The sequence below is a fragment of the Lentzea sp. CA-135723 genome (genome assembly GCF_050936595.1).
GTDB lineage: Bacteria > Actinomycetota > Actinomycetes > Mycobacteriales > Pseudonocardiaceae > Lentzea.
Window position 1 is genome coordinate 7,395,674 of the sequence record NZ_JBNJMK010000001.1, and the last position, 12,262, is coordinate 7,407,935.

Sequence of the window (12,262 nt, forward strand, 5' to 3'; positions counted from 1 at the left end):
TTCGCGAGGCGGCCCCTCAGCCGTGTCCGGGGTGGGTGGGCACGGCCTGGGGCGCCTGCGGGGGTGGTGGGCTGCGAGTGGCGGTGATGCGGTGACATGTAGCGGGACGTTTCGCGTCGGCGCGGGCGGCGCCGTGGGTGGTCGTGTGTGAGCCGCAGGCAGTGCTGTGGGGGACCACCGGAGCCGTCACCACCACCACGGCGCGGAACCCACCTAGACCCTCTCCTGGCTTGCCCGATCACCGGTGATCACCGTGTGTCTGGGCACAGGAGCACTGTTGGCTGATGTCACGGGGCCGTTTCATCTGGCACGCTAGGTGACGTGCTGAGGCTGGCCGGAGCGCGCGTTCTCGACGAACGCGACCTGATCGACGTGCGCGGGGTGTTCGACGCCGACCCCGTGGCGGCGTGCATGGTCGCGGCCAGGGTCGAGGTCGCCGGTCTTGACCCGTGGCGCCTCGGCGGGGAGATGTGGGCCTCCGACTCCAAGCCGGTCCGGGGCAAGATCGACGGTCTCTGCTTCTCCGGGCCCAACCTGATCCCGCTCAAGGGCAGTGCGGCGGCCATGCGCATGTTCGCCGACCGGGCGCGCAGGAGAGGCCGCATGTGCTCCAGCCTCGTCGGGCCCGCCGAGCAGGTGCTGACGTTGTGGGACGAGCTCCAGCAGGACTGGGGGCCTGCCCGCGAGGTGCGCGGTGACCAGCCGCTGATGGCCATCTCCGGCACGCCGAAGATCACCCCGGACCCGCTGGTCCGGCAGGTCCGGCCCAGTGAGATCGGCCGCTACCTGCCCGCCGCCATCTCGATGTTCATCGAGGAGGTCGGCATCGACCCGTGCGCCGAGGACGGCGGGGCCGGTTACCGGGCGCGGGTGAGCGAGCTCATCGCGGCCGGGCGGGCGTTCGCGCGGTTCGAGCACGGCGAGGTGGTCTTCAAGGCCGAGATCGGCGCGATGTCGTCCAAGGTGGGGCAGATCCAAGGGGTCTGGGTGCGGCCTGACCGCAGGGGCGAGGGCATCGGCACGGCGGGCACGGCGGCGGTGGCCGACCGGCTGACCAGGGTGTTGAACAGGACCGCGAGCCTCTACGTCAACGGCTACAACCACGTGGCGCAGGCCGCGTACCGCCGAATCGGTTTCGAACAAGTCGGGCAATACGCCACTGTCCTCTTCTGAACGGGCATACTCGCGCGAGTGCGCCTTCTCGCGACGATCACGGTTCTGCTGGTGGCGGTGAGCGGCTGTGGGCTGTTCAGGTCGGAACCCGGGGCTCCGGAGATCACCAACGACTTCCTGGCGAAGCTCGCGTCCGGTGACGTGGCCGGTGCCGCCGGGATGACCGACAACCCGAACGACGCCAAGGACACCCTGGAGAAGTTCAGAGCCGCGCTGAAGCCGGAGGGCCTGAGCAGCAAGGTCGACCAGATCCGCAAGAACGGCGAGCTCGCGTCGGAGGCGTCGGTCACGCTCGACTGGAACCTCGGCAAGAACCGCCACTGGACGTACCCGACCAAGTTCGACGTGCGCCAGGAGGGCGACACGTGGAAGGTGCACTGGGCGTCGTCGGTGGCGCACCCGAAGCTCGCGCCGCAGCAGACCGTCAAGCTCACCGAGCTCACGCCCGACCCCGCGCCGGTGCTGGACCGCGACGGCACGCCGTTGCTGGCCCCCGAACGCGTCGTGTCGGTCCTGCTGGTCGCGAAGGAGGCCGGTGATCTCGGCACCGTCACCAAGACCCTCGCCGAGGCGCTGAACCCGCTCGACCAGGCCATCACCCAGCAGACCATCACCGACGGCGTGGGCAAGACCCCCGAGGGCCAGGCCTACCAGGTGGCCGCGCTGCGCGACGCCGACTACCAGTCGGTGAAGCCGAAGATCTACGAGCTGCCCGGCGTCCGCTTCAGCTCGCAGACGTCGCTGCTCGCGCCCAGCCGCACGTTCGGCTCCCAGGTGCTGCCCGCGGTCCGCAAGCTGATGGAGAACGACATCGCGGGCAACGCGGGTTTCCGCGTCAGCACCGTCGACGCGCAGGGCACCGAGGTCGAGGAGCTGCACTCCAAGGCCGCCGAACCCGCGAAGGCCGTGAACGTCGCGTTGTCGCGCGTGATCCAGGCCGCCGCGGAGGACGCCGTCGAACCCGAGAAGCAGCCCACGATCCTGGTGGCGCTCCAGCCGTCCACCGGCGACATCCTCGCGGTGGCGCAGAACGACCTGGCCGACGCCCAGGGCGCACTGGCCCTGACCGGCCGCTTCCCGCCGGGCTCCACCATGAAGGCCGTCTCGGCGCTGGCCGCGATCGAGTCCGGCAAGGTCAACGCCGACACCCCGGTGCCGTGCCCCGGCAAGACCACCATCGACGGCCGCCGGATCGTGCCGAACTCCAGCGAGTTCGACAAGGGCACCATCCCGCTGCACTCGGCGTTCGCGTTCTCCTGCAACACCACCTTCGCGCAGCTCGCCGTCGACATGCCGCCCGACCTGCTGCCGAACGCCGCCCTGTCGCTGGGCCTCGGTGTCGACTTCGACATCCCCGGCCTGACGACCATCACCGGCTCGGTCCCGCCCGCCACCGACGTGGTGGAACGGGCAGAGGACGCGTTCGGCCAGGGCAAGGTGCTGGCGTCGCCGTTCGGCATGGCCCTGGTGTCGGCGTCCATCGCCAAGGGTTCCGTGCCGACGCCGCAACTGGTGCGGGGCAAGGAGACCAAAGCCGACAAACAGCCCACCGCGCCACCGATCGCCGCTCTCGACCCGGTGCGCGCCATGATGCGCGAGGTCATCGAGGCCGGCACTGCACCGCAACTCAAGCCGTACGGCGACGTGCGCGGCAAGACTGGTACCGCACAGTTCGGTGACGGCGTGCACTCACACGGGTGGTTCATGGGCTACCGGGGCGATCTAGCGTTCGCGACTTTGGTGCTCAGCGGAGAAACTTCGACTCCAGCCGTGGATGTGGCGGCGAGGTTCCTCAAGGCGGTGCCGTGATGAGCAAGACCAAGCAACTGACCATGCGTGAGCGCCTGATCCGGGCCGGCGTCCTGCTGCCCGCGCCCCGGCTGCCAGAGCCGCGGGCGGAGGACCAGGTTCAGGGCATGGAGCGCATGCAAGGCTAATGTGGAACGCATGGCTGTTCGTGCTCCACTGCAACCCGGTGTGCAATCCCCGCGTCGTCAGGTGCCCTCGCGCATCGTGCGTCCCGAATACGTGGACAAGCCCGCGCCGCAGAAGAGCACCGACCCGTGGGTGCAGCCGCCGGAGATCGTCGAGGCCATGCGCGTGGCCGGCCGCCTCGCCGCCCAGGCGTTGCAGGAGGCCGGCAAGGTCGTCGTGCCGGGCGTGACGACGGACGAGATCGACGCGGTGGCGCACGAGTTCCTGTGCGACAACGGCGCCTACCCGTCGACGCTCGGCTACCGGGGCTTCCCGAAGTCGTGCTGCACCTCGCTCAACGAGGTCATCTGCCACGGCATCCCGGACAGCACCGTGGTCGAGGACGGCGACATCGTCAACATCGACGTGACGGCGTTCATCGGCGGTGTGCACGGCGACACGAACGCGACGTTCTTCGCGGGCAACGTCTCCGAGGAGGCGAAGCTCCTCGTCGAGCGCACCCACGAGGCGACGATGCGCGCCATCAAGGCCGTGAAGCCCGGCCGTGAGCTCAACGTCGTCGGCCGCGTCATCGAGGCGTACGCCAAGCGCTTCGGCTACGGCGTGGTGCGCGACTTCACGGGCCACGGCATCGGCCGCACGTTCCACAGCGGGCTCGTGGTGCTGCACTACGACGAGCCGTCGGTGAAGACCGTGCTGGAGCCCGGCATGACGTTCACGATCGAGCCGATGATCACCCTCGGGGACTACGAGGGCGAGATGTGGGACGACAACTGGACCGTCACCACCAAGGACAAGAGCTGGACCGCGCAGTTCGAGCACACCATCGTCGTGACCGACACGGGCTCGGAGATCCTCACAGTCTGTTGAGGCCCCTTTTGGCGGGTGCCGGATGCATTAGCTTGACGTTGTGCGGACGGCTTTCCGGTGTCGGGCCTACCCCACACCAGAACAAGCGGCAGTGTTGAGCCGTACGTTCGGGTGTGTCCGTCTCGTGTGGAACAAAACTCTCGCTGAGCGTCAAGCGAGGTACCGCACTGGCGGAGGGGCGACCGCATATCGGGAGACTGATGCCGCGTTGACCGGCTGGAAGAAGACGGACGAGCTGGGTTTTCTCGGCGAAGTGTCGAGTGTGCCGCTGCAACAAGTGTTGCGGCACCAGCACGTCGCTTTCAACAACTTCTTCGCTGGCCGCGCTCGGCGTCCCAGGTTCAAGTCCCGGCGTGGTCGTCAGTCCGCGCACTACACGCGTTCGGCGTTCCGGATGCGTGACGGGAAACTGTGGCTGGCCAAGACCAGCGCGCCGTTGGAGTTGGTCTGGTCTTGGCCCGCTGTCGACTTGAACACCGTGAACCCGACGACAGTCATAGTGTCGCGGGAGCCGGACGGTCGTTGGTATGTGACCTTGGCAGCCGATGTCGCCGAACCGGCATCGGCCCCCGAGACCTGCCGCGAGGTCGGAATCGACCTCGGCATCACCACTTTCGCAACCACCAGCGCGGGGCAGGAGATCGCCAACCCTCGGTACCTGGAGCGCAGAGCTCGCAGGCTTGCGAGGTACCAGCGGTACATGAGTCGCTGCCGGCCTGGTTCCAGGAATCGGGAGAAGGCCAGGAAGAAGGTCGCCGCAGCGCATCGAAAGGTTCGAAATGCTCGCCGCGATTTTCTTCATCGTGTGAGCACGAATCTCGTTCGTGACCACGACCTGGCGGCGATCGAAGACCTGGCGGTCAAGAACATGGTTCGCAACCGCAGCCTCGCCCGCGCCATCTCCGATGTCGCGTGGCGTGAGTTCCGTGCGATGTTGGAATACAAATCAGCAAGAGCCGGCCGGACGCTGGCCGTTGTCGATCGTTGGTACCCGTCCAGCAAGACGTGCAGTTCGTGCGGGCATGTACTCGCACAGCTCGCTCTGTCGACCAGAAGCTGGACGTGCCAGATCTGCCGCGCCCGTCACGATCGGGATGTCAACGCGGCGAAGAACATCCTTGCCGCTGGTCGAGCGGTAACTCGGAGCCCTATTTCGAGTGAAGCCTGTGGAGCAGATGTAAGACGACGAGGCCGGCCCTCGTCGCGGTCCGCTGTGAAGCGGGAAACCCGCATCGTGAGATGTGGTGCGTCAAGCACGGCACGTTGCTGAACGTGTGGGGCTCTCCGCTTCTGCCGAGGAGAGGAAGTCAAAGTCTGCTGAGGACGGACCGCAGCGCGGCCGCGACCGCCGAGGGCGACGTCGCGGCCGCCAGGTGGTGCGACTCGACGCGCTCGACCGGCCAGCCCAGCGTCTCCGCGCGCGCCGCCGCCTCCTCGTAGAACGGCGACAGCAGCACGTACCCGCACGGCCCCGTCCACTCGACGCTCGGGCGCTGCTCCTTCATGAACTCCCACGGCACCTCGGGCGCCTCGTCGCGCATCTCCTCGCGCAGCCCGGCGGGCACGAGACGCAACGGGTCCGAGTCGAACCAGCGGTCCCAGCGCGGCAGGCGGCCGTCGCGCACCGACGCCTTGACCTGGCTGACCAGCGCGGGATCGACGGTGTCGCGCCAGGCGAGGCCCGGTGTCGGCAGGTCGGAGTCGAGGAACACCAGGCCGGCGACGTCGAGTTCCAGCGCGTCCGCGAAGCCCGGCAGCAACGGGCCCGCGCCGCTGTGCCCGACCAGCACGAGCGGGCCGGCGACGCCGGAGTCCTCCAGGGCGTCGGCGAACGCGCCGATCAGCCGCTGGTGCACCGGTGCCTCGTTGATCGTCATCTGCAGGTCGACCAGCAGGACGGCCACCCCGTCGGAGGCCAGTTCGTCGGCGAGCGGGCGCATGCTCGAAGGGCCGAGGAACGGGCTGTGCATGAGCACGACGGAGACCATGGGGGTGATGATGGCAGCATTGGCGTCCATGCGGGGCGCGATGTTGATCTGTGGGACGACCTCGGACGCGGGCAAGAGCGTCCTGGTCGCCGGTCTGTGCCGCTTCTTGGCACGCCAGGGCGTCGACGTCGTGCCGTTCAAGGCCCAGAACATGTCCAACAACTCGTTCGTCACACTCGACGGCGGCGAGATCGGGCGCGCGCAGGCGCTGCAGGCGCGGGCGGCCTTCAAGGAACCCAGCGTGCGGTTCAACCCCGTGCTGCTCAAGCCCGGCAGCGACCGCACGTCCCAGGTCGTGGTGCTCGGCCAGGCGGTCGGGACCGTGTCGGCGATGAGCTACCGCGAACGCAAGCAGGCGCTGCTCGACACCGTGACGTCCACTTTGGACGGGCTGCGGCGCGACCACGAGGTCGTCATCTGCGAAGGCGCGGGCTCGCCGGCCGAGATCAACCTGCGTCCCAACGACATCGCGAACATGGGTCTGGCCACCAGGGCGAACCTGCCGACGCTGATCATCGGCGACATCGACCGCGGCGGTGTGTTCGCGCACCTCTTCGGCACGGTCGCGGTGCTCGACGCGGCGGACCAGGCGTTGGTCTCCGGCTTCGTCGTCAACAAGTTCCGCGGCGACGCGAGGCTCCTCGTGCCGGGGCTCAGGCAGATCGAGGCCCTGACCGGACGGCCGGTGCTCGGCGTGCTGCCGTGGCGCGAGGAGCTGTGGCTCGACGCCGAGGACTCGTTGTCCTACAACGCGGACGGCGTCGTCGGCCGCCCGCGACCGCCGCTGAAGGACTGGCTGCGGGTCGCCGTGATCCGGTTGCCGCGCATCTCGAACGCCACGGACGTCGAGGCGTTGGCCTGCGAACCCGGCGTGTCCGTCCGGTTCGTCACGGAGCCGTCGCGCCTCGCCGACGCGGACCTGGTCGTGCTGCCCGGCTCGAAGGCCACCGTCGACGACCTCGCGTGGCTGCGGGAAACCGGCCTGGCACAAGCGATCCAGCGCTTCGACGGCCCGATCCTCGGCATCTGCGGCGGCTTCCAGATGCTCGCGAAGCGCATCGAGGACGACGTCGAGTCCCAGCACGGCACGGTCGACGGCCTCGGCCTGCTCGACGTGGACATCCGCTTCCAGGCGCGGAAAACCCTCGCCACTCCGGAGGGAGAGGCCTGGGGCGAGCCGGTCACCGGCTACGAGATCCACCACGGCCAGGTCGTCCGCAGCACCGAACGCCCGGTGATCGGCGACGAGGGCGCCCAGACCGACAGGGTCGTCGGCACCCACTGGCACGGCCTGCTGGAGAACGACGCGTTCCGCCGCAGGTTCCTGAGCTGGGCCGCCGAAAGAGCCGGCCGGGACTTCGAGCCGGAGCAGGTGAGCTTCCAGGCCGCCCGCGAGGCCCAGCTGGACCTGCTGGGCGACCTGGTCGCCGATCACCTCGACACCAAGGCGGTCATCGACCTGCTGGAACGAGGGGCTCCGGCAGGGCTGCCGTTCGTGCCGCCCGGCGCCCCAGCAGCTGGGGAATAGCGAGCCCGGCCAGCACCAGCCCACCGGCCCCGAGCTGCACCGCGCTCATCTGCTCGCCGAGGATCGCCCAGGCCGAGAACATCCCGAACACCGGCACCAGCAACGAGAACGGCGCCACGACCGACGACTCGTACTGGCGCAGCAGGAATCCCCAGACGCCGAACCCGAGCAGCGTCGAGATCCACGCGACGTACCCGATCGCGCCCGCCCCTGACCAGTCGAGGCGGCCGAGCGCGCTCATGTCCTCCGTCAACGCCGACAGCGCGAACAGCGGCACCACCGCCACGGCGCTCACCCACACCATGAACCGCAGCGTGTCGGTCGGCCTCGCGTACCGCATGAGCACGTTCGACACGCCCCAGCACGCCGCCGCCAGGATCACCAGCGCGAAACCGAGCAACGGCGACGAGATCCCGTAGTCCCACGCGATCACGCCGATGCCCGCGATCGCCAGCGCGATCCCGCCGACCTGCACGGGCTTCGGCCGCTCGTGCAGCACGACCGCCGCGATCGCGGTCGTGAAGATCACCTGGCTCTGCAGCACCAGCGAACCCAGGCCGGCGGGCATGCCGACCTTCAGGCCGATGAACAGCAGGCTGAACTTCGCGACGCCGAGCACCAGCCCGACCGCGATGATCCAGCGCCACGGCACCGACGGCCGTCCGACGAAGAAGACCGCGGGCACTGCGGCCGCGAGGAACCGCAGCGCGGAGAACAGGATCGGCGGGAACTCGTCGAGACCGACCTTGAGCACCACGAAGTTGAAGCCCCAGATGGCGGCCACCAGCACAGCGAGCAGGACGTGACGTGGACTCATGCCGTCAAGCTTGCGCGCGCTAACTATTTAGCACCAGTTCCGCTTTCTAAGGTGATGGGTTTAGCATCGCTACATGCTCGACCTCGGCAGGCTGAAGGCACTGCACGCCATCGCGACCCACGGCACGGTCGGCGCCGCCGCCGAAGTGCTCGGCTACACGCCGTCCGCGGTGTCGCAGCAGATCGCGAAGCTCGAACGCGAGACCCGCACCACGCTGCTGGAACGCAACGGCAGGGGCGTCCGCCTCACCGACGCCGCCCGGCTGCTCGCCGAGACCGCGGACCAGGTGCTGAAGCTCGTCGAGGAGGCCGAGGTCGCGCTGGAGGAGCAGCGCGGCACCGCGATCGGCAGGCTCTGCATCGGCGCGTTCGCCACGGCCTCGCGCGGCCTGCTGCCGGACGTCCTGGTGAACCTCGCCGACCAGCACCCGGCGCTGGACGTGCGGCTCACCGAGATCGACCCGCCCTACGCCACCGAGGCCGTCGCGCGCGGCGAGCTGGACCTCGCGATCGTGCACGACTGGGCCAACACGCCGTTGCCCGTGCCGGAGTCGCTGTCCCGCGAGTTCATCGGCGAGGACGTGGCCGAGGTGCTGGTGCCCGAGTCGAACCCGTTGTCGCGCAAGGAGTTCCTCGAACCGGTCGACCTCGCCGGGGAACGCTGGATCTGCCAGGTCGAGGGGTCGATCTGCTTCGACTGGCTGGAGCGGACGTTCCACGGGGCGGGCATCGAACCCGTGGTGGCGTACCGGATCAGCGAGTACCACACGCAGATGGCGTTGCTGGCCAAGGGAATCGGCGTCGCGCTGATCCCGAGGCTCGGCAGGGGAGAGGTGCCGGGCAACGTCCGGATCGTGCCGCTGCGGCCCACGCCCACCCGCCGGCTGTACGCGGTGTGGCGGACCCAGGCCTCGCGCAGGCCCGCCATCACCGCGACGCTGGACGTGATCCGGGCTAGGGAGCCACGATGACGTGCGGCTTCTTCGGTGACATCACCTTCAGCACCGCCTTGGCCTCGCGGATCACCCCGGCCATGTCCTTCTTGGTGGTCTTCACGTAGGGCTCGATCGTGAGCGTCGCCGCGTCCTTGTTCTCCACGACGTTCCAGGTGCCGCGGAGGAACCCGTCCACCAGGAACGTCGGCGGGAACACGCCGTTGCGCACCGCACCCCACCGCGATCGCGCGTCCTCGCTCATGATCCGCTGCCGGTCCGCGTGCCCGAGCAGCACGTTGTCGAACGCGGGCAGCAGCCGGGCGGGCGCGGGCACGTCCTCGGACACGATCAGCCCGTCCGGCACGTCCAGCAGCACCTTCCCCGCCTCGTTCTTGTACTCCACGAGGTCCAGGTCGGCCGCGTGCGCCTTCAGCCCGATCAGCCGCGACCACGCCTGCATGTCCGCGAGCGTCGCCGGTCCGAACGCCCGCAGGTACCGCTTGATCAGCTCCGGCACGGCGGCTTCTGACGGAAGCTCGCGGCCGAGCCACGACGCCATCGCGACGTTCTGCGGCACGCCGCCCACGCCCCAGATCCCGCGCGGCGGCACCTGGATCATCGGCACCAGCATCTGCGCCTGCGTGGACATCTCGCGCGCCTTGGCCTCGGGGAAGTGCTCCTCGAGGTGCGCGCCGATCTCCGCGACCGTGCGCGGTTCGGCGTCGATGTACTCGCGGGTGATCCGCGCCAGCTTCTCCAGGTCGATCTCGACCCTGGTCGCGGGCGGCATCACGATCTTCGCCCACTTGTTCAGCTCCGGCTGCAACGCCGTGCGCATCAAGTACACGTCGCTTGCGGAGATGAGGTGCAAAGTGCCGCGCCACAACGTCATCCGCACCAGCGAGCGGTCGATGATGAGCTTGCTCAGCGCGTCGACCTTGTACGGCTTGAGCCGCGTCCACAGGGCGAGGTACGGCGGGATGGGGGCCTGGGCCTGGAGACCGCCGAGGTGCTCGACGGCGTCCACGATCGGCATGGACGTCCGCTCCAGCAACAACTGCCGCGCGAGCAGCGTGCGGTTGAGGGTGCGGTTCGACAGTGTTGTGCTCACAGCGATTTGAAGAACTTCCTGATGTCTTGGACCAGCAGGTCCGGCTCCTCCATCGCGGCGAAGTGACCGCCGCGGTCGAACTCGGTCCAGTGCACGATCGTCGGGATCATCTTCTCCGCCAGCGACCGCACCGGCAGACTGAGGTCGTGCGGGAAGACCGCCACACCGGTCGGCACGGTCGACGGCTGCTGGTTGCCCCAGTTCGCCGACTGCTCCTTGTAGAGCGCCGCCGAGGAGCCCGCCGTGCCGGTGAACCAGTAGATCGACACGTTGGTCAGCATCTGGTCGCGGTCCACCGCGTCCTCAGGTGCGCCGTCGTTGTCGGTCCAGTCGTGGAACTTCTCGGCGATCCACGCGAGCTGCCCGACGGGGCTGTCCGTGAGCGCGTACGAGAGAGTGCGCGGCCGGCTGCGTTGCAGGTGCATGTAGCCGGAGAGTTCCTTCTGGTAGTGGTCGAGCGACTCCAGCGCGCGCAGTTCCTCGTCGCTCAGGTCGTTCACACCCTGCGGCCGGAACGTCTGGAGCATGTTCACGTGCACGCCGATGACCTGCTCGGGGAACACCCGGCCGATCTCCTGCGCGATGCCGGAGCCCCAGTCGCCGCCCTGCGTGCCGTAGCGGTCGTAGCCGAGGCCTTCCATGAGCTTCGCGAACGCCCACGAGACGCGCAGGACGTTCCAGCCCGGCTTCTTCGTCGTGCCCGAGAAGCCAAAGCCGGGGATCGACGGGATGACGAGGTGGAAGTCCTCGGAGAGCGGCTCGATCACGTTGAGGAACTCGACGAACGAGCCCGGCCAGCCGTGGATCAGCAGCAACGGCGTGGCGTCCGGGTTCTGCGAGCGGACGTGCAGGAAGTGGATGCGCTGCCCGCTGATCTCCGTCGTGAACTGCGGGTAGGAGTTGAGGCGTTCCTCCTGCGCCCGCCAGTCGAACCCGTCACGCCAGTGGTCGGCCAGCGGGCGCAGGTAGCTCAGCGGGATGCCGTACGACCAGCCGACGCCCGGCAGGTCGTCCTCCGGCCAGCGCGCGTTCGCGAGGCGTGCGCGCAGATCGTCGACGTCGGCCTGCGGGATCTCGATGCGGAACGGCGTGATCTCCATGGCCCCCACGCTATGAGCTCATGCGGACAACTTCAGTCCGCGTTCGTCCGTGTCAGCAGAACTTCTCGATCAGCTCCTCGAAGAAACCGCCCGCCTCGATCGCCGCCTTCTCCTGGTCACCGTCACGGACCGCGTGCAGCAGCCCGGTGTGCGACACCTGGTCCTGACCAGGCTGGCTGGTGTCGACAGAAGCCGCCACCGAAGCTTTGACGGCCTCGGTCAAGCCCTGGTAGAGCTCCGCTAGAAGCGCGTTGTGCGAGCACTGGACGAGCAGCACGTGGAACGCGGTGTCGTGCTCGATCACCTCGGCCCACTGCTCGTTCTCCATGGCGGCGTCGCGCTTGGCCAGCACCTCGGTGAGCCGCGCGAGCTCGGCCTCGGTGCGGTGCTTGGCGGCGAGGCGGGCGCCCTCCACCTCCAGGGTGCGGCGGACCTGGAGGACCTCCTTGAGCTCTGTCCCGCACATGCGGCGGACCGCGCCGGAGAGCTCGCTGGTCGCGCGGACGAACGTGCCGTCGCCCTGCCGCACCTCCAGCAGTCCGGCGTGGGAGAGCGCGCGCACGGCCTCGCGGACCGTGTTCCTGCCCACCCCGAGCGCGGTGACCAGCTCGGGCTCGGGCGGGATGCGCTGCCCGACGGGCCATTCACCAGTCGTGATCGCGCCCCGCATCTGCTCGATCACCTGGTCGACCAGGCCCGCCCGTCGGGTAGTGGCCAACGGCACAGCGTCGTCCTTTCATCCGAACATCCTACGTCTGCGATAGTGAAGCGCGTGACGATGAAGCAGACGGTTCTTGCCGCACAGA

12 protein-coding genes are annotated in these 12,262 nt (G+C 68.8%); 7 read left to right on the top strand and 5 right to left on the bottom strand.

Annotation, left to right across the window (positions count from 1 at the left end):
• Window positions 1-321 precede the first annotated feature (321 nt).
• From ACQEU1_RS34685 to ACQEU1_RS34705, 5 genes are read left to right on the top strand one after another with little or no spacing between them, the layout of a single operon-like run.
• Window positions 322-1,173 carry a GNAT family N-acetyltransferase gene (locus tag ACQEU1_RS34685; RefSeq protein WP_433210724.1) on the top strand — a complete coding sequence of 284 codons (852 nt, stop codon included), beginning with the start codon at window positions 322-324 and terminating at the stop codon, window positions 1,171-1,173.
• Window positions 1,174-1,191: 18 nt separating this feature from the next.
• A complete protein-coding gene (locus ACQEU1_RS34690) occupies window positions 1,192-2,982 on the top strand; it encodes a penicillin-binding transpeptidase domain-containing protein (protein ID WP_433210726.1) in 1,791 nt (596 codons plus the stop codon).
• A complete protein-coding gene (locus tag ACQEU1_RS34695; protein ID WP_433210728.1) occupies window positions 2,982-3,110 on the top strand; it encodes a hypothetical protein in 129 nt (42 codons plus the stop codon). Before ACQEU1_RS34690 ends, ACQEU1_RS34695 begins: the two co-directional genes overlap by 1 nt.
• Before the next feature lie 10 nt (window positions 3,111-3,120).
• Window positions 3,121-3,978: a type I methionyl aminopeptidase gene (gene map, locus ACQEU1_RS34700; protein WP_433210730.1), complete on the top strand. Its 858-nt coding sequence runs from the start codon at window positions 3,121-3,123 to the stop codon at window positions 3,976-3,978.
• Window positions 3,979-4,018: 40 nt separating this feature from the next.
• Complete coding sequence (locus ACQEU1_RS34705) at window positions 4,019-5,248, top strand: RNA-guided endonuclease InsQ/TnpB family protein (RefSeq protein ID WP_433210732.1); 1,230 nt, start codon at window positions 4,019-4,021, stop codon at window positions 5,246-5,248.
• 37 nt (window positions 5,249-5,285) lie between these two features.
• Here the strand turns inward: ACQEU1_RS34705 and ACQEU1_RS34710 are convergent, their stop codons facing one another.
• Window positions 5,286-5,966, bottom strand: coding sequence for a hypothetical protein (locus ACQEU1_RS34710; RefSeq protein ID WP_433210734.1), 681 nt, complete (start codon window positions 5,964-5,966; stop codon window positions 5,286-5,288).
• A 28-nt stretch (window positions 5,967-5,994) separates the two neighbouring features.
• Here ACQEU1_RS34710 and ACQEU1_RS34715 point away from each other — a divergent pair, with 28 nt between their 5' ends.
• On the top strand, window positions 5,995-7,494 hold the full coding sequence (locus ACQEU1_RS34715; protein WP_433211965.1) for a cobyric acid synthase: 1,500 nt from the start codon (window positions 5,995-5,997) through the stop codon (window positions 7,492-7,494).
• Here the strand turns inward: ACQEU1_RS34715 and ACQEU1_RS34720 are convergent.
• Complete coding sequence (locus ACQEU1_RS34720; protein WP_433210736.1) at window positions 7,418-8,311, bottom strand: EamA family transporter; 894 nt, start codon at window positions 8,309-8,311, stop codon at window positions 7,418-7,420. The two genes, ACQEU1_RS34715 and ACQEU1_RS34720, sit on opposite strands and share 77 nt — an antisense overlap.
• A gap of 73 nt (window positions 8,312-8,384) precedes the next feature.
• Between ACQEU1_RS34720 and ACQEU1_RS34725 the strand changes: the two genes are divergently transcribed.
• Complete coding sequence (locus tag ACQEU1_RS34725) at window positions 8,385-9,281, top strand: LysR family transcriptional regulator (RefSeq protein ID WP_433210738.1); 897 nt, start codon at window positions 8,385-8,387, stop codon at window positions 9,279-9,281.
• Here the strand turns inward: ACQEU1_RS34725 and ACQEU1_RS34730 are convergent.
• From ACQEU1_RS34730 to ACQEU1_RS34740, 3 genes are read right to left on the bottom strand one after another with little or no spacing between them, the layout of a single operon-like run.
• A complete protein-coding gene (locus tag ACQEU1_RS34730) occupies window positions 9,265-10,356 on the bottom strand; it encodes a winged helix DNA-binding domain-containing protein (protein WP_433210740.1) in 1,092 nt (363 codons plus the stop codon). The two genes, ACQEU1_RS34725 and ACQEU1_RS34730, sit on opposite strands and share 17 nt — an antisense overlap.
• On the bottom strand, window positions 10,353-11,456 hold the full coding sequence (locus ACQEU1_RS34735; RefSeq protein WP_433210742.1) for an epoxide hydrolase family protein: 1,104 nt from the start codon (window positions 11,454-11,456) through the stop codon (window positions 10,353-10,355). Before ACQEU1_RS34735 ends, ACQEU1_RS34730 begins: the two co-directional genes overlap by 4 nt.
• A gap of 52 nt (window positions 11,457-11,508) precedes the next feature.
• Complete coding sequence (locus ACQEU1_RS34740; RefSeq protein ID WP_433210744.1) at window positions 11,509-12,180, bottom strand: FadR/GntR family transcriptional regulator; 672 nt, start codon at window positions 12,178-12,180, stop codon at window positions 11,509-11,511.
• Between the last annotated feature and the right edge of the window lie 82 nt (window positions 12,181-12,262).